This is a genomic window from Streptomyces sp. BRA346 (assembly GCF_052851135.1).
Genome location: NZ_JAIWIH010000016.1, coordinates 101596 through 118559 on the forward strand (window position 1 = coordinate 101596; position 16964 = coordinate 118559).

The 16964-nt window shown below is 69.3% G+C and carries 20 protein-coding genes; 11 read left to right on the plus strand and 9 right to left on the minus strand.

Annotation, left to right across the window (positions count from 1 at the left end; genetic code table 11):
* Positions 1–496 precede the first annotated feature (496 nt).
* From LCH29_RS20580 to LCH29_RS20625, 10 genes are all read left to right on the plus strand, one after another.
* Positions 497–760, plus strand: coding sequence for a hypothetical protein (locus LCH29_RS20580; protein ID WP_446463210.1), 264 nt, complete (start codon positions 497–499; stop codon positions 758–760).
* On the plus strand, positions 732–1262 hold the full coding sequence (locus tag LCH29_RS20585) for a DUF6879 family protein (protein WP_446463211.1): 531 nt from the start codon (positions 732–734) through the stop codon (positions 1260–1262). The genes LCH29_RS20580 and LCH29_RS20585 overlap by 29 nt, the downstream gene beginning before the upstream one ends.
* A 15-nt stretch (positions 1263–1277) precedes the next feature.
* A complete protein-coding gene (locus tag LCH29_RS20590; protein WP_446463212.1) occupies positions 1278–2126 on the plus strand; it encodes a helix-turn-helix domain-containing protein in 849 nt (282 codons plus the stop codon).
* A 97-nt stretch (positions 2127–2223) separates the two neighbouring features.
* Positions 2224–2676: a restriction endonuclease gene (locus tag LCH29_RS20595; RefSeq protein WP_446463213.1), complete on the plus strand. Its 453-nt coding sequence runs from the start codon at positions 2224–2226 to the stop codon at positions 2674–2676.
* Positions 2677–2754: 78 nt separating this feature from the next.
* On the plus strand, positions 2755–3162 hold the full coding sequence (locus LCH29_RS20600) for a hypothetical protein (RefSeq protein ID WP_446463214.1): 408 nt from the start codon (positions 2755–2757) through the stop codon (positions 3160–3162).
* On the plus strand, positions 3159–3857 hold the full coding sequence (locus tag LCH29_RS20605) for a DUF6875 domain-containing protein (RefSeq protein WP_446463215.1): 699 nt from the start codon (positions 3159–3161) through the stop codon (positions 3855–3857). The genes LCH29_RS20600 and LCH29_RS20605 overlap by 4 nt, the downstream gene beginning before the upstream one ends.
* Positions 3773–4657 (plus strand): protein kinase domain-containing protein, encoded by an 885-nt coding sequence (locus tag LCH29_RS20610; protein WP_446463216.1) that lies wholly within the window; start codon positions 3773–3775, stop codon positions 4655–4657. Before LCH29_RS20605 ends, LCH29_RS20610 begins: the two co-directional genes overlap by 85 nt.
* A complete protein-coding gene (locus tag LCH29_RS20615; protein WP_446463217.1) occupies positions 4651–5139 on the plus strand; it encodes a GNAT family N-acetyltransferase in 489 nt (162 codons plus the stop codon). The genes LCH29_RS20610 and LCH29_RS20615 overlap by 7 nt, the downstream gene beginning before the upstream one ends.
* 458 nt (positions 5140–5597) lie before the next feature.
* Positions 5598–6017 (plus strand): hypothetical protein, encoded by a 420-nt coding sequence (locus tag LCH29_RS20620; RefSeq protein ID WP_446463218.1) that lies wholly within the window; start codon positions 5598–5600, stop codon positions 6015–6017.
* A gap of 139 nt (positions 6018–6156) precedes the next feature.
* Positions 6157–6819, plus strand: a complete 663-nt coding sequence (locus LCH29_RS20625) for a hypothetical protein (protein WP_446463219.1) — start codon at positions 6157–6159, stop codon at positions 6817–6819.
* A gap of 68 nt (positions 6820–6887) precedes the next feature.
* On the opposite strand, the gene LCH29_RS20630 is transcribed toward LCH29_RS20625, so the two are convergent.
* On the minus strand, positions 6888–8435 hold the full coding sequence (locus LCH29_RS20630; RefSeq protein WP_446463220.1) for a PIN domain-containing protein: 1548 nt from the start codon (positions 8433–8435) through the stop codon (positions 6888–6890).
* Between the two features lie 453 nt (positions 8436–8888).
* On the minus strand, positions 8889–9158 hold the full coding sequence (locus LCH29_RS20635) for a hypothetical protein (RefSeq protein WP_446463221.1): 270 nt from the start codon (positions 9156–9158) through the stop codon (positions 8889–8891).
* A gap of 261 nt (positions 9159–9419) precedes the next feature.
* Here LCH29_RS20635 and LCH29_RS20640 point away from each other — a divergent pair, with 261 nt between their 5' ends.
* Positions 9420–9686, plus strand: coding sequence for a hypothetical protein (locus tag LCH29_RS20640; protein WP_446463222.1), 267 nt, complete (start codon positions 9420–9422; stop codon positions 9684–9686).
* A 243-nt stretch (positions 9687–9929) separates the two neighbouring features.
* On the opposite strand, the gene LCH29_RS20645 is transcribed toward LCH29_RS20640, so the two are convergent.
* The 7 genes from LCH29_RS20645 to LCH29_RS20675 form a co-directional block, all read right to left on the minus strand.
* Entirely contained in the window at positions 9930–10850 is a 921-nt protein-coding gene (locus LCH29_RS20645) for an IS3 family transposase (RefSeq protein WP_446463223.1), read from the minus strand.
* A complete protein-coding gene (locus LCH29_RS20650) occupies positions 10847–11155 on the minus strand; it encodes a transposase (RefSeq protein ID WP_446463224.1) in 309 nt (102 codons plus the stop codon). The genes LCH29_RS20645 and LCH29_RS20650 overlap by 4 nt, the downstream gene beginning before the upstream one ends.
* A 265-nt stretch (positions 11156–11420) precedes the next feature.
* Positions 11421–11711, minus strand: coding sequence for a hypothetical protein (locus LCH29_RS20655; protein WP_446463225.1), 291 nt, complete (start codon positions 11709–11711; stop codon positions 11421–11423).
* A complete protein-coding gene (locus LCH29_RS20660; protein WP_446463226.1) occupies positions 11708–12241 on the minus strand; it encodes a hypothetical protein in 534 nt (177 codons plus the stop codon). The genes LCH29_RS20655 and LCH29_RS20660 overlap by 4 nt, the downstream gene beginning before the upstream one ends.
* A 19-nt stretch (positions 12242–12260) precedes the next feature.
* The gene (locus tag LCH29_RS20665; RefSeq protein WP_446463227.1) at positions 12261–12653 is read right to left on the minus strand and encodes a hypothetical protein; all 393 of its coding nucleotides are present in this window, start codon (positions 12651–12653) and stop codon (positions 12261–12263) included.
* Positions 12650–15319, minus strand: a complete 2670-nt coding sequence (locus tag LCH29_RS20670) for a Helicase associated domain protein (protein ID WP_446463233.1) — start codon at positions 15317–15319, stop codon at positions 12650–12652. Before LCH29_RS20670 ends, LCH29_RS20665 begins: the two co-directional genes overlap by 4 nt.
* 148 nt (positions 15320–15467) lie before the next feature.
* A complete protein-coding gene (locus tag LCH29_RS20675; protein WP_446463228.1) occupies positions 15468–16223 on the minus strand; it encodes a hypothetical protein in 756 nt (251 codons plus the stop codon).
* Between the last annotated feature and the right edge of the window lie 741 nt (positions 16224–16964).

Consider the following 16964-nt stretch of genomic DNA (forward strand, 5'->3'; position numbering starts at 1 on the left):
CGGGCGGGGCCCACCGGCGCCTGGGGTCGGCTCGCCCCGCAGATCGGTCCCGTCCCGAAGAGCAGTCGGCCCGGGGCCGCGTCCACATCGTCCAGGGTTTCAACGCCCGCCCCAGGCAGGTGCTGTACTTGACCGACGCCGAAGCTGCGGCGTGGGCCACCCCCACGGAGAGCGGGGAGAAGTGATCCGGCTCGGACACGCCAGCAAACGCCGCCCCTCTCCCTGACACACAGGGGGCTGCGGCCGATCAGCAAGAGGCCCCCCGGCCGTGCCGGCGGCCTCGCCGTGCACGGCGTCGACCAGGACAGGAAGCTCGTCTGCCACTTCATGCTCAGTGCTGCGTCGGTGAGCGCCTTCGCCGACGGCGTCTTCAGCGAGGCGAGGCTGGTGTCGATCCGGCACCCGACCAAGCCTCTTGACCGCCGGGCCCAGCCCGCGGGACGGTCTTGGCGCAGTGGCGCAATTGTGCGCAACTGACTCGACAGGGGAGACCGCGATGACGTTACGGTTCGTCGGGATGGATCCGAACACCGGCGGCGAGGGATCACCCACGGTGTGGGTGGAGGAGGAGACGGCCGACCTGATCCTCCAAGGGGAGGAGGCCGACGAACTTCTCCGGGAGCTGGTCGGCACTACCGAGTGGGTGCCCGGCCACAAGGTCGGGACGCCCGCGCATGAGCGTGTGATCCGGATCCCGGCCCGCATGGTGCCGATCTTGAGGGAGGCGTGCGATGTCGCTGAACACCGCGACCTTCGCTGAACTGCTGGCCGCCACCCGCCACAGCGCCGTCCATCTGGAGATGCGCGACAGCTACGGGATCGGCGACGAGGCCGAGGACTTCGAGACCTTCCTGCGCAGCGGCACCGCGAACACCGACCCCACCCGCTCCTTTTGGCCCCAGTGGCTGCCGCTGGTCACCGACGCGGTCGCCCGCGGGGTGGTGATGCGCCGCGCGAGGATCGTCTCCGAACCGGTCACCGACTACATCCGCTACGAGCACGCCATCACACCGGTGAACCTCCAGGCGGGTGAAGACGTGCGCTGGCTACCTCGCCGCCACGCCAGCGACATCCCCCTGCCCGGCAACGACTTCTGGCTCCTGGACGGGCGGATCGTGCAGTTCCACCACTTCACCGGCACCGGCGACTGGGCCGAGCACGGCAAGGAGCGCACCGACGACCCGGCCGTGGCCGCCTTGTGCGCCGCCGCGTTCGAGAAGGTGTGGGAGCGCGCGATCCCACACGAGAAGTACAGCGTCTGACCGGCACGACAGCTCATGCCCGCTTCTCCCTCGTCCAGCGCCCAGGCCGCCCGCGAAGCCCTCGCCTCCCGCCTGGCCCACCTGGTCAAGGACGCCCGCCTCAACGGACGTGAGCTGTCGGCCCGCTGCGGCTGGCACCCGGCCAAGACCTCCCGCATCCTGAGCGCGAAGGCCGTTCCCTCCGACGACGACATCCGCGCCTGGTGCACCGCGTGCGGGGCCCAGGACCAGGCCGCCGACCTCATCGCCACCGCCCGCGCCGTGGAGTCGATGTACCTGGAGTGGCGCCGCCAGCACCGCGACGGCATGCGCCGCGCCCAGCAGGACGTCTTCGCCCGCAACGCCGCCGCCCGGGTATGCCGGGCCTACGTCTCCAACGTCATCCCCGGCTTCTTCCAGACCGCCCCGTACGCGGAGGCGCTGATGCGCAGCATCACCGGCTTCCAGGGCACCCCCGACGACATCCCCGAAGCGGTCATCGCACGCCTGGCCCGCAGCCGCTTCCTGTACGAGGGCAACCACCGCTTCGTCGTCCTGATCGAGGAATGGGTGCTGCGCTCCCGGATCGGCACGGCCGAGACGATGGCCGGCCAGCTCGCCCACCTGCTCACCGTGATGCCCCTGCCCTCGGTCTCCCTCGGCATCATCCCCCTGACCACCCCCCGCACCGTGTGGCCGCTGGAGGCGTTCTACCTCTACGACGACCAGCACACGGTGATCGAGACCCTGACCGCCGGCATCAACGTCCGCCAGCCCCGCGAGATCGCCGACTACACCCGAGCCTTCACCGGCTTGTCGGCGATGGCCGTCCACGGCGACACCGCCCGCGCGCTCATCCACTCCGCGATCGACGCCTTGGAGTGAATCCGCGCAATACTCCGCAATTTCGTTGAGCGCTCTGACCGGCCGTCCGTAGCGTCAAAGACCACCGACGCCACCAGCAGGGGAGGGGCCAGTCCCCATGGGCGCACCCGCGAACATCTCCACGGCCGGCACCGAGCCGGACAAGCCCGGCCTCCAGCCCAGCACGCACACGACCCTGTACGACCCCCAGGGCCGGATCGAGGCGACCCTCCCACTGGACCGCGCCCCCTACGAGGCACTCGTCACGGCCGTGCTCGCCTGGAAGGCCCCCAAGCTTCAGCCCTGCGACTACGCACAGATCGCCCTGCAACTGACCGGCCACGCCCGCGCGGTGGCCGCCGACATCCAGCGCCGCGCCGCCCACCTGGCCAAGGACAACGGCCGCCGAGCCCTCGCCGAAGTCTTCCTCGACCAGGCCGAGCAGCGGCTGTCCGTCCCGCTGGAGGCAACCGCCCAGTGCGCGAAGAACCGCGCCCAGCTGGTGCGGGAGCTGTACGGGCGGCTGGACCGCCTCACGCAAGCCTCGCCCACTGCCGTCGGCGCTTCGTGAAACGGCCGCGTACCCGGACACGACCACGGTCCCTGGGTTCGCGGAGCAGCACCACTCGACACCGAGAGGGGCACCATCGTGAGCACCGCAACGACCGAGCTGCGCCGATTCCTGACGATCACCGGCCAGCGCCTGAAGAACGGCCAGTCCGTGCCGGAGATGTTCTCTCCGGCCGTGGACGCGGCCTGGCACGAGATGCTCGGCACCCCCCAGTACGCGGCCCTTTGCCAGGAGACCGCCGGCCAGATGATCGGCCACGTTGCCAACAACGGCCACGGCCCGATCGCCTGGGTGACCGCCTACGAGGAGGCGTACGGACCGCTGCCGCAGATCTGGTTCACCGACGCCGAGGGCAACGTCGACCAGGAGGCGATCGCCCGCTACCGCTCCACCGGCACGGTGGTGGCCGAGTGGGACTGCTCCCCGGACGCCGGCGGGGACGGCGACGAAGTCGCGCCCGACCGGCCGGAGACCGGCCGCCGGTGACCACTCCACGCACCACGGCAGCGCCCCGGCCCACCGCCGGGGCGTTTCGCCTCGTCGAAGCCAGCACCACCCGGCCGACGACCGTCGACATCAGCGACTACGCGCAGCAGATGACCGCCCACTGCCCCTACCTCGCCCCGTCACTGCGCCAGGGCCTGACGACCTGGACGGTCTACCGCGCCGACGGCAACGCCGACGCAGTCCAGGCGGAGCTCTTCCACGCGGGCGTCCAGGCCGCGGAGTGGCTGCGGCCTTTGCTGAACCGGCCGCACGGCCTCCTGCGGTGCGAGAACATCGTCCTCCTGAGCGAGGTCCCCAACGCACGGCACCGCGAGTTGATGGCATGGCCGCACTGGGCCCTGAAGCACCTGTATGGGCCGGTCGGGGTCATGTTCGGCAAGTTCTACGCAGGAGAAGAGGAAGTCACCGAGGTCGGCGCCCGGGTCCCGGCCGCCCCCGCCTCGTTCCTCCCCGTGAGGGCCGCCGTCCCTCGCCGCGATCCGCACTTCCTGCGCGCGACCCCGGACCTGGCCGCCGCACTCGCTGCGGCCGCCGACGACGGCCGTGACGTGTTCGAGCACATCCCCGCCCAGTGGAAGGAGATCCGCACATGGGCCAGACGCCTTCGCCCCCCGGTGAAGCCATCGACATCCTCACCGCACAGATCGGTGAGCCCACCTCGACACAGCTGCTGAGCGACCGACGCGGCTCGCGGGCCTGGAAAATCCAAGGGCCACTGGGCGCGGTCGCGCTGAAGGCCAACAGCCCCGACAGCGACGACGCCCGCGACAAGGCCGCCGAGATGGCGCAGGAAGACGACCACCTTCTCCGTCTCACCGAGGCGGGCGCCCTCAGCCCCGGCTACCGAGTCGATGCCGGGGCATGGGAGAGCGGCCAGTGGCTGGCCGTGCGCTGGGTCGACGGCACGCCGCTGTGGCGAGCCCTGGCCCTCGCCCGAGGACCCGAAGGAGACCGCGCTTCGCTACGCCCCTGGCTCCTGGGAATCGCCCGCACCTGGACGGAGCACCTCGCCCGGATGCACACCGTCGGCTGGGCTCACGCCGACGTCCAGCCCACCAACACCCTCGTCACAGGCGACGGCCGCGCCGTGGTCATCGACTACGCCCTCGCCTGCGGCCCCCACGACGGCCCCCGCGTCCCGTACCGGGGCGCGCTCACCCACACCACCGCCCCCGAGATCGCCACTGCCATCCTCACCACCGGTTCGGACACCCACATCCAGGCGCAGCCGGCCGCCGACATCTGGAGCCTGGGCGCCTCCCTGTTCTGGTGCTGGACCGGCCGCCGGCCCGTCGACTACGACGATGACGTCGACCGGCTTCAGAAGCTGCGTGCCATTGCCAAGGGCAGTACCACGCCCATCAGCGATGTCCGGCCGTGGCCATTCCCCGCCTTCGAAGAAGCCATCACCGCCTGCCTGTCCGCAGACCCCGCGGACAGGCCCACCGCCGAGGAACTGGCCGCCGGATGGTGACCCTGCGAGACCTGATCCTCGAGGACGCCCCGGCTCTCCAGCGCATCTACAGCGGCGGCTCGGTCCGCTACACCACCGGCAGGGCATGCACGCTCGGCGAAGCCCAAGACAAGATCCGTACGGCCCTCGCAAGGGCGGCCGAGAACCCCTGTCAGCAGTGGACGTGGGGGATCGCCGTCGACGGCGAGCTGATCGGCCGGATCGCCCTGCGCCGAAGGGCCCCGGTCGTGGCCAGCCTCAGCTACATCTTCCGCGAGGACACCTGGGGCAACGGCTACGCCACCGAAGCCGCCAACCGCGTCGTCCAGTTCGCCTTCAGTACCGCCGACCTGGCCCGTCTGGAGGCCATGCACCATCCCGCCAACCCGGCCTCCGGCCGCGTCCTGGTCAAAAGCGGGTTCACCCGCACCGGCACATCCGATCGACGCAGCGAGGACGGAACCGCCGTGCCGTTCCAGGTGTACGCCTTGAACCACTCGTAGAATCCGCAGTGCGCACGCCACGGGCCCGGCCTCCCACGGAGGCCGGGCCCGTCGTCTGAGCGGGCCCGCGGGGCCCGGCTACTTGGAGGCGTTTCTCCGCGCGTCCCGTTGCTGGCGTGCATGGTCGACGTGTTCGCGGACCAGCTTTGTGTACACAGTCTCGGGGGTGCTGAGCGGTCCGGCGATGACCCCGGCGAGTATGCCCACCTGGACGGCGAGAACCGTCACGAGGTCGGCGCTGCCTATGGGGCCGCGGGCGAGGACCAGGGTACGGGCCGCGTCAGGGTCTGAAACCGGGCGTCACCCGTCGTTGTCACGCTGCGGCGGGCTCGTGATGGTGGGCGGTGAAGAAACCCGGGTGAGCGGAGCGCTGCCGCTTGGCCCAGTCTGGATCGAGGGAACTCTGGTCGTCCGGTGACTCGGATGGCAGGCTCTGCCTCCAGGAGGGGAGTGCCGCGATGACCGAGAAGCCGGAGACGGAACGCAAGGAATGCACCGACTGCTTCGCCCAGCCGGACCCCGAGAACACCCGCATCGCGTACGTGATGAAAGAGGGTGGGATTCACGAGACCTGGCACACGCCGGACTGTCCAGAGCTCACGATCATGCAGATCAACCTTGAGGAAGGGCACCAGCGAGTCCTGGAACAGGACGCCTGGGCCAAGGGCGTCTTCCCTGCCGCCCACGAGCGGCTCAAGCAAACCGCCGCCGCAATGCCCGGCGACACCGCTGCTCAGCCCTTTGTCGCCGCGTTGACCGAGCTGGTCCAGGCTCAGGCGGACAACCTCACCGGCTTCGTCGCTCTGCACCGCTGGGCGGAGATCCTGGAACGGCACTTCCCGCCAGAACTCCCCGACCCTGGCCACACCGCCGAATAGCCACACCATGGGTGGCCCTGAACCGGCGTGAGCTCGTGCGCAGGCCACTGTCGGGGGCGAGGGCGTCCGTCACTGGTTGGTGCGCCAGTGCGGTCGCGCTTGGGCGCATCGCGGGCCGCCGCGCGGCATAGTGCGGGGGGTGACCGTGACACCGGACTGCCTGGACCTGCCCTCTCGCCGACGCCGCCACGCGCGGTTGATCGCCGCCCTGACGAGACTGATTGGCGCCTGTGCCGAAGCGGCGGGCGCGGTGTACGAGCCGATCGCCGCTGCTCCACCCGGCCAGGAGGCCGTGGAGGTGGCCCTCTTGCCGTGCATCCAGGTCACCCTCACTGCCGCCACTCTGCTGGACCGGGCCCGCGCCGAGGACGATGCCCGGTGGCCGACCGCCGTGGCGTGGGAGGGGAAGGAGGCCCGGCGGACGTACGCCGCGCGGTGCGCGGTGGCGGAGGCCCAGGAGCTCGCGGAGCAGGCCGGCCCGCCAGGTGAGCGTGGTGTGCCGCTGCCGACGGTGGAGCAGTCCGCCGCGACGGACCTGGTGAGCGCCGGCGACGAGGTCGCAGCGCAGTGGCTGACCGATCCGGAGGAGGCGGCCGCCTTGGTGCGCGAGCTGGTGGCCCGCGGCGAGCTCGCCGCGGACGAGGTTCTCGACGAGGCGGTCGACTCCGTGGTGCTGACCGGTCTGTTGGCGTTACAGGAGGCGCGCACCGCGTCCGATCCGAGCACGGCGGCGGAGCTCTGCCTGAGCGCTGTCCCCCACATCGCGCTCGCGGTCACGCTGGCCAGCGCCGACCTGGACTGATCGAGATGCGACCCCGCGGCGCTGTCGCCACCGGCCTGCACTGACAGGCCAGGCCGGTGGCGCCTGGGTCACTCACTCGGACGTCCATCGTCCGCAGCTGTTCCGTCGATGTCGTCTGACTCGGCTTCGTGGGTGTCGGGGGCGGCGGCCTCCGACTGCTCATCCTGTCCAGCACCGTCCCTGCGCACGTCTTCACCACCACGACGTGGCTGGTGCGTGTAGCCGGTGATGTCGAGTCGGGGTACGGCGATGTCGAGCCGGGGCATAGTAACGATCTGCCGGGCGAGACGCCGCCCGGGAGCGTTGAACACTGCATCCAGAGCAACGCGGTTGGCTGCCACCTGCTGCGTGATCTGTCGTGCTATCTGTTGTACGGGACCGTTGAGCAATTTCGATTGGTCCGCGGCGATCTTGCGGGCGAGGTCCTGCATCGGTCCATCGATGAGCGCTGCCTGCCGGGTGAGCCGGACATTGGCCACGTCAAGCCCCGAGAGAGCAGGGGCGAGCTGGCTGGCGACCAAGCGCTCTGCCGATGTCCGGGCCGCGAGGACGCTGCGCTTGGCGGCTGCCGCGAGGGCGGCTACCCGCTTCCTGAGATCTTGCAGAATCTTCATGCACGACTCGTCACCAGCGTCCGGAGCGGTCGGCTCGCCCCACGCGAGCAGTGTCAGCGTCTTATCGTCGCTCGCGGAGAAAAGGATCTTTGTCTCCCAGACGCAGGCGATGTACCCGGCAAGAGCCTCCACCTCGTCGACCGCGAGGCCGTACAGCAGCCACTGGGCGTGGGCCGTGTACCAGACGTCGCCCTCGATCGCGTGGCCGGTGACGTCTGTGACAGCGAGCAGTTCGACCTCGGGCGTGCCGGACCACGCGCACCACCGTTCCGGCACGTCGCCGTCGCCGAGGCCGGCGTAACCGGTGGGCGTGCTCAGTCCTCTCGCCGCCTCCGCCACGCCGTCCCGGACGGACGGCGACGCCAGCAGCTCGGCTGCGGCGTCCTCCGCGTCCTTTCCGGACACCTCCGTGGTGAACTGGGCGACGACCTGCTCGAAGTCCGTCAGCAGGGTCAGCCGGTCTTCCAGACCGCGGATGTCTTCGTTCATCGGGTACGGCCAGCTGGACCCGTTGCCGAAGTCGCTGGTGTTGTTCGTGACGAAGTAGACGTGTTCCTCGGGGTTCTGCTCGAGGAACTCCAGGATGGAGAACCAGATCGCCACATCGCGCCCGCCCACGGACAGGTCCCGGGAGCGCTTCGCGGGCGGAAGGGCCTGGGCCTCCCGCTGGTACCCCTTGCGGAGGGCGGCGTCGCTGGTCTCGATCACCTCGAAGATCTCTTCGTAGACGCCTCGCCAGTAATCAAGGAAACGCTCCATGTCCAGCGATTCCAGCGAGCTCTCCAGCTCCCAGGGAACAAGATCACGCAGCGTCGCCAGAGCCTCCGTGACCTTCTCGTACTTGCCGGGGTACGACCGCGTCTGGTGGGCGGCCATCTCCTCCAGCACCATCCACGGCACGGCGACCTTGTGGTGCCCCGACTGCCGCAACTTCCGGATGATGTCAGCGCGCTGCCCCTCGGCCGGCAGAAGGTGCACTGCGTTCGTATCAAAGATGATCAATTGAGCCTCCCCGTCTCATTGAGGAGGAAGTATCTCAACCAGGCACACGGGGCCGTCCGTTCGGCACCCTCGTTTTCAGTGTGGAGTGATCAGCGGATCGCCCGTCACGGGGCTCTTGGCCCGATATGGGTCGGCGAGTAGCTTCTGCGCTGCCCGCTGGGCTTGTCGGCGTGCGGCGGCCGTACTCGCGGCACGGCCTGCCTTGTAGCGCACGGGCGAGCCGTCCGCGCGTTGCCAGCCGAGCGACCATCCCACAGCCCGACGGCCGCGGCCTGGCTCCACAGCGGGCACCCGTCGAACGGCCGCCGGTCGACCTTGGCCCACACCAGCAGGTCGCATCCCGGAACGGGGACTCGCGCGCTGGCACAGAGATGGTCGGCTCCGGCCACCTGCCACAACCAAGGGGCGGGGAGCGCGTCCACGGCGGACAACTCTGCCGCGTACATGATCAGGTCAGCAATCCCACACCCGGGCTAGCACCAGGGCGGCACGTTGCAGCGGCGGCCAGTCGCCGGGGGCTTCCAGCAGCAGCACGTCCACCGCGCGGCCGATGCGCTCCCGCGCTCTGGCGGGCCAACGGACAACCACGGCAGCTGACGCAAAGGGGAGCGAATGATGCGCCGGAAGATCCGAAGCATCGCGGTGGCGGCCGGTCTCGCTCTGGGACACTGAGCGCCACCATTTCCACGTGTGCGCCTGGTCGGGCTCGGTGTAGCGCAGCACCTCCTGGCAGTGCTGTACCGCTCGGAGACCAGCTGGTGAATCGCCCGCCGCAGCGGCTCGGGCATCGGGGTGGATTCCATGAGCCGCACGCTAAAGGCCCGGCACCCGCGGACACGGGCGTCGTGGCGGTGCGTCCCGGCATTCATTTGAGACAACCATGCCGTCGAATGGCCGGAACTCAACCCGGGAGTTTCCTCAACAGGTCTGCTGAGCAGTCACGAGACGGAAATATCGACGCGCACCCCCTATGGGAGGGCAGGAGTGTTCAAGACTCTGCTTGAGCAGTGGAAGGCAAACCAGGAGCAGAAGCGAGCCATCGCGGCTGAACGATGGGAACAGGAGAAGCAATGGCGAGAGGAAGACCGGCAAGAGAGCCGGGCACGGGAAGCCGCAGAACGAGAGAGGAAAGAGGCAGAAACAGCGCGCTCCGAAGAGACATACCGCACCATCTACCAGGCCCACCTGCGGGTGATGCAGAAGGCCGCGACCATCTCCTACGTCTCGCTGACCTGCCACGAGGACACCTAAACGTTCCTCGCCCGAAGGGCCTTTGGCACATGGTCACCGGAGTGGCTCACCAGCGTCTCCGAATCGGAGCTACCCGGCCCCTCCACGTCGGCGGGGTTCACAAAGGAACCCAACCTCGCCCCTGGCCGCATCACCAAGCAGGACAACGGGATGCAGACCATCGAGGTATCAGGCGACAACTTGGTGACCATTCTGGAGCGCCTCTGGGAAGGTGAGATTCCCCCGCTGTGCGGGTGTGGCTGATTAGCTGGTCAGGGCGGGTTGGCGTGGTTTCAGGTTCACTGGTTCGGCCGCTGCCTGGTCGGCGTAGTGCTTTTCCTCGAACTCGATCGGGCTGAGGTAGCCGAGCCGTTTCTGGATGCGGCGGGGGTTATAGAAGCCGTCGATGTACTCGAAGAGCGCGAGGTTCGCCTCGGCCCTGGTCGCGAAGACGCGGCCGCGGATGCACTCGGTTTTGACCAGTATCCACAGGTTCTCCGCCAGGGCGTTGTCGAACGAGTCGCCGACCGAGCCCATGGACGCCTGGATCCCTGCTCTGACCAGGCGTGTCGTGAGCTTGATGGAGGTGTATTGCGTGCCGTGGTCGGCATGGTGAACGAGCTCGCCGGGGGCGACCTCGCGGCTGGTGAGGGCATACTCCAGCGACGACAGGACCAGGTCTGCGTCCGCGTGGGCGGAGGTCTCCCAGGCCACGACCCTGCGGGAGAACGCGTCCCGGATGGCCGACAGCCACAGGGGCCCCTCCTTGGTGGGGATCATGGTCAGGTCGGTCACCCACAATCGGTTCGGCGCGGGCGCCGTGAAGTCGCGTTGCACCAGGTCAGGAGCAAGGTCGGCGTCCGGGTCGCGGCGGGTGAAGCCCTTGCTTCCGCGGGGGCTGATCCCGGTCAGGCCGGCCTGGCGCATGAGCCGTTCGACTCGTTTCCTGCCGACGTGGACGCCCTCACGCTTGAGGACGGCGTGCACGCGTGGTGAGCCGTAGATGCCGCCGGAGTCGGCGTGAACCTGACGGATCCTGATTGTCAGGTCGGCGTCCTGGCGGCGCCGTTCGCACGGCTCCTTCTCGGCGCGTCGCCAGCGGTAGTAGGTGGAGGAGGGGATGTCCAGTTCCCGGAGTACGGGCTCGACCCCCAGGTGCGGGTGCTCGTCGATGAGCGCTCTCACCTGGGCCGGGTCGGGTCGAGCTGGGCCGCGAAAAAAGCCGAGGCTGTCCGCAGGACCTCGTTCGCCCGGCGTAGTTCCCGCACCTCGCGCCGCAACTGCACGAGCTCTTCCTTCTCCTCGGTGGTCAGCAGGTCTTCCCGTTCGCCGGCGTCGGCCTCGGCCTGCCGGATCCAGTTGCGCAGGGCCTCGTGATGCACCCCGAGTTCCTCGGCCATACGGCGGATGACGGGCTTCGGCTCGGCGGCGCGATACATGCGGACCGCACGGTCGCGCAACTCCAGTGGATATTTCCTCGGGGCAGGCATCGTCTGGTCTCCTCTCGTGCGACCCATCTGACCTGCTGTCACCACTCCCCGCATCTCGGGGGAAGCTCAGGGGCCTACAGCCGGAACCCGTACAAGACGCTCACAGACCTTGATCCCAACCGCTCCGCCTGCGGCCCGCTGCATATGCGCATCAGCGACTGGCTCGATGACCTGGAAACAGGAACTGCCAGCAAGCCTGGGCACGCTCTCGTGCTTGACGAACGGATCGGCGCCGCGGACTGACCTGCGTCGTCGCGCACGCTGCTCATGCCTTGCCTTCCGGGGGCCGGTTGGTTGCCCAGTGCGGGTCGCGCTCGGGCACGGCGACCGGCTTGGAGGCCGGGCGGTGGGCAAGCCGCCAGCTGGCGCGCGGCGCGGTGACGAAGTGGGCCAGGACGAGGACGGCCTGGCGGATGGCCCCGCCCCGTACCCATGGCCCGCTGAACCGGACCTGGTCTTCAGCCCAGTCACCAAGCCGCCGCCATGGACGCAGCCGACCCGCCCCATAGCCGGTCAGCAACGCCACGACCACCAAGACGCCCGCGAACCCGGTCATGTCCGCTCCTCGCAGCGTGGGGTGAACGGGGCGACCACCACGGCGCCGTCCTCGTTCATCTGGACGCGGTCGGCGAGTTGGGCGAGGACCTGCTCGGGCTGGACACCCGCTCGGGCCGCGATGGCCCGCAGACGCCGGCTGGTGTCCGCGGGCAGCCAGACCTGCGCCCGCAGTTCGTCCTTCGCGTCCTGGCGCTCCCGCATCCACGTGGCGTGCCGGTCCACAGCGCCCTGCCGCCGTGCCTCGCGCTCCTTCGCCCAGACCACGCCCTGGGGGTCCTGCTCGGGGTCGTACGCCTGCTCCCCGGACGTTTCCAGCAGGGCGGCGATCCGTTGCCATTCAGCGTGCTTGGCCGCCCACAGCTCCGCCAGGTGCTCGGGATCCGTCGCGAACGGCCCGATCTCGGTCTCGGCGGGAGCGTCCAGCTGCTGCTGGGTCTCCCGCTCGCGCCCGGCCGCTTCCGCGACCTTCTCCGCCACCTGCGCGACGCTCAGGCCACGGCCCTGACGGCGGGCGGCATCCCGGGCCACGTCTTCAGGACTCCACACCTCACACCACCGGCCCGTCGTCGGCCCCGGCGCCGCCTGCTCCAGTCAGGTCCTCGCGTACCCGGAGGCTCAGGGCGCGGGCGGCCGCGGTGATGCGTTCCTGCTGCTCGCCGGTGAGGTCGGGCAGCAGCGCGCCGAGGTGATGGAGAGCGAACGCGACAATCCCCGGGGCCACGTGGCCGAGGAGGTTGGAGACGCCGGCGGAATGCGCGTCGCGGTGCAGACCGCCACCGCCGGACCGCCCGTGCGCGAGTTCATACGCGTACGCGGCCTGGTCGCACAGGGTGGTGTTCGCCAGACCGCGTACACCTCCACGGCAGTCCTCGGTGAACAGCAGCTGGTCGACAGCGGCGCCGGACACAGCGCCGCCCACCGCGGTGGTGACATCGTTCATGCCCACTCAACTCCCAGCCCCACCAGGGCGGCACGCTGCTCAGCGGTGAGCTTGGCGCGCCTGCTCTTGGTATTCGACAGAAACACCCCGAGCCGCACCTCAGTCCCGTCCTCCAACCGCTCTGTGTGAGCCCTTGGGGCCTTCACAGAGCCCGTACGGGCCTTGTACTGCGCCAGGGCCGCAACGCCCCGCTCGAAGGCGCCCAAGGCGCCCTTACGGGCCTTGGCGGGCGGTTCCTCCGGCGCGGGCAGCGGCGTGACACCAAGGCCGCTCAAGCGCTCGCGCTGCCCGTCGCTCAGCTGCTCCCAGCCCTCGCGCTGCGCCTTCAGCCACGCGCCGACGTCTTGATCGCCGAGGGTCACGCCGGGCAGGAGCTCGGCCAGCGTCGCCTGGTCCGCGATCAGGCTGGCCAGCGCCGCGTACCGGCGTTGCCAGTCGATGGGCCAGTCCGGGTTCCAGTCAGGGTCGATGGCCTCCAGCGCCCTGCGGCGGTCGGCCGCCCGTTCTTCGTCCCGGCCCAGCCCCCCAGGCTTGCGGAGATTGGCCAGCCACTGGCCCACCGCCACCCCGTCCACGACCGCGTCCTTGGGCGCGGCGAGCGTCCCGTGAACCGTGTGATACACCCGCGCCGCGGCCAGGTTCTTCCAGAACCGGGCGTCGGCGACCGACCAGACCATGCCCAGCTCCTCCAGCAACTCGGCGCGCCACGGCTTCAGCGTGCCCAGGCGGAACTGACGCCGCTGCTCGCTGACCCAGGCCCCCAGCGCATACGTCCCGCCGTCGCCGTCGCCGCCATCGCTTTCGGTCGTGCTGATGGGGACGACCGCGTCCAGCGGCACCTGCGCGTCGCCGTGGGCTTGGACCCACTTGCGCAGGGCGTTGTAGCCGGTCAGCCAGACCTCGGAGTCGGGCCGCAGCACGCGGGTGCGCAGGAAGGCGGCGATGACGTCGGGGTTGCGCGGCAGGGAGAACCGCAGCAACGGCACCTCCGCAGCCTCCGCCCCGGCTTCTTCCTCCTGGCGGCCGCCGTCGGCCTCCGCGCTCTCGACGCCCTCTTCCAGGTGGTCTTCGCCGTGGTCCTCGGCGGTGCTGGCGCTGTCGTCCGCTCCCTTTGCGGCCTGCTCGCCTTCGTCTTCGTCGGTGTCCTCGTGCTGCGGGTCGAGCGCGACCACGGAGGTGGCCTGCCCGCTGGAGGTGGAAGTCCGCAGGGCCATGCGCTCGATGATCCGGTCGTCGTGCGCACGGAGTCCTTGCAGCACGGCGACCAGCGGGCGGTAGCTGGCGGAGGCCATCATGTCCTCGGGGTCTTCCCCGGGCTGGAGGAAGATGGGCACGATCAGCCGCGCGACCTTCCCTTCGCCCGGGTGCTGGCGCAGACCTCGGCCGGTGATCTGGACGATCTCCACCGGTGAGCTGCGGGTGTCGGCGAAGACGACGCCGCCGACACCGCGCTTGCCGCGGATGTCGACGCCTTCGCCCAGCACCCGGCAGGAGGCCAGGATCCCCATGTCGGTCACCCACCCCTCGGCGTCCAGGCCGTCGCCGAACCGGTCCAGCACCGCTCGCCGATGGGCTGCCGGGTGCTCCCCGCACAGCCACTCCGCCCCCACCCGCTTCGGATAGGCCACCGGATCCGTCTCGTACAGCTCGGCCGCGGTCTCCGGCAACGCACGGGCGAAAGCGAGCGCGTCCAGAGTGCGGCTGTGGAACGTCATCAGCGAGCGGGCACCGGTGGTGTCCGCGTGCTTGAGCAACGCGGCCTGGAGCGCGGCTAGGCGCCGGCCCCGCTGCTCCTCCAGCGACGCGTCCGGCCCTGGCGATTCGGGGTCGCGGATCTCCAGCACGTCGATCTCGAACGAGGCGAGGATGCCGCGCTCGATGCTCTCCATCAGCCCGAGCTCGTACAGCACTGGGCCGTACAGCTCGACGTCATCCATCGACGCGACCAGACGCCCACCCAAGCCCTCTGAGCCGTCCTCAGAACCGCTCGCAGCGCCCTTCTGGCCCGTGGCCCCGGCAGCACCCGGAACGGCTTCCCACAGGCGCGGTGTGGCCGTCATGTACAGCCGCCGCACCGCCCGGATCCGCTCCTGATCGTGAACCGCCGCCCACGCCTTCCCGAGATCACCCGAACTCCGGTGCGCCTCATCAACCACCAGCAGGTCGAACGCACCCATGCGCCTCCCGGACACCCCGCGCATGGCCCGCTCCAGCACCCCCGCCGCGGCACCTTCGTCCTCCGGGCCGTCCTCCAGCGCCTGAGGCGACAGGCTCGCGTACGTCGCGAACACCACCATCGGCCCGCCCTGCGCCCACAGCGCAAGCTGCGCGGGATCGGTCGTGCACCGCACGTCCAGCGCCTCCAGCAGCGAGTCAGAACCCAGACTGCAGACGGCCACCGCCGGGCCCGAATGCCCCACCGCACGCCACGCCTCGACGCTCTGGGTCAACAGATCCAGCGTCGGCACCACGATCCCCACCAGTCCCCGGGGCACCATTCGCAACGCCGCCACACCCGCGGTGATCGTCTTACCCGACCCCGTAGACGAGACGAGCTGTCCACGCAAACCCCGGGCAGGCACAACTCCGTCGGCAGGGACCGAAAGTCCCTTAATAATCGCGTCCACAGCCTCTACTTGATGAGGCCGAAGCTTAATGCCACTCAATTTCACGACCTCCTGCTGCGAGCAGCACGCTGATTATCGATCACCGGATTTCCTTTTCGCCCACGCCGTAGTCCCACGCTTTCTGAAGTCGTTTCATCGGGGTTTCCACGTGCCCTTTCTCCAGACACGGGAGCGCCCTGATGCCCGGTCACCGATCGGTCCTCGGGTCCGTGATGGCCAGGCCGTGGTGGTCCAGGTAGGCCAGGAGGAACAGGGCCAGTGCCTGGCCGGGGTCGCTGCTGTGCTCGATCCCGGGCGGCTCGCTCTTCCAGCCGAACGTGGCCTGGTGAGGCTGCGGATGTACGCCGCCGTTGTGCGGGTCGGGGAAGACGACGGCGCGGGTGAAGAAGTCGTCCAGGCGGTTCAGCAAGTCCGCATCCGGGTCGTCCGGCTCACGGCCACGCACCGTGGTGAAGGCGGCCTCCAGGATGGTGGTGAGGTACCGCCGGCGCGCATCCTCCTGCTCCCGGAGCTCGGTGGACCAGCTCTCCTCGACCGCCTCCACCACGCGGTACATGCCCTGGTCCCCGTACAGACCGCCCGGCCCCTCCAACGCCTTCCGGGCCTTGGCGACGGCATCCTCGATCGACCGCCCGTAGGCGTAGTTCGTCAGCAAGGCGGCGCCGGGGTGCGCCGGATCGGTCCGCTGCGCCACGATCCGGTAGCGGATCAACTCCGGGTCCGGCCCCGAAGCCGCACCGCTCTCGTCCTCCTGACCCTCCCACTGCGCCTGGTGCCAGCGGTGCGCGTCAGGGTCGTTCTCAGAGGAGTAGGTCTCCCACCCCTCGCCGGTCATCAGGATCCAGATGCGCCGAAGTTCGTTCCGCCGGACCGCGGCCAGCTGCTCCTCCGTGCTGAGCGGCCTCGTCTGGTCCTCGTGGCTCTCCAGCCCGCCCGCAGCCACCAGCCGTTCGTGGACCTGTTCCGCTGTCAGTCCAGTGACCTCACGGTGAATTTCCTCCCGCGCCTCAAGGCGCTTTTCGAAGCTCAACGAATTCAATTCGTCATCCTCGCTTCCATCCCGTCCGGGCGGGTGTCCCGTGTTTCCGCCAATGGTGTGGGCCTATCATTCCACGCGGCGGCCTGGCTCCAGATCATTCTGAGGTGGCCCCGAGCGGTGGTGCTGTGTTTTTACAGACTCTACCCGGCATCACGGAGTGATGCATCAGGTTCGACAGGAGTGGACACGAAAGAGGTACAGGGAGTATGGTCGCCCGTGAACGGTACCCAGAGGCACCACGAGAGAACGGGTCGAAGGGATGTTCACTACCCGCCAAGAGCTCACGCTCCATCACCCAGGGGCTGCGGCACACGGGATGACCGCCGACCGACCACCGCCCCTCCCCGCAGCCCGCCAATCTTGAACCTTCACCACACTAAGCAAGTTGACGACCTCCGGACGCGAACCACTCGACTGGGCCCTCTACCAAATCACTCCCGCACACGCCGAACTGACCTTGCATCAATCAAAACGTCCCGCAATGAATTCCGGAGGAATTCTTAAACAATTCCGGAGGAATTGTTTAAACCCCGGAGGGGTTTATCGTCTTTACGACCCGTAGGGTCGTGCGTCGTTCCTCCGGAGGAGGACGCGCGCCGAGAGCTACCTCAAGAACCACGGGTGGTGAGCCATATGACAGCGATG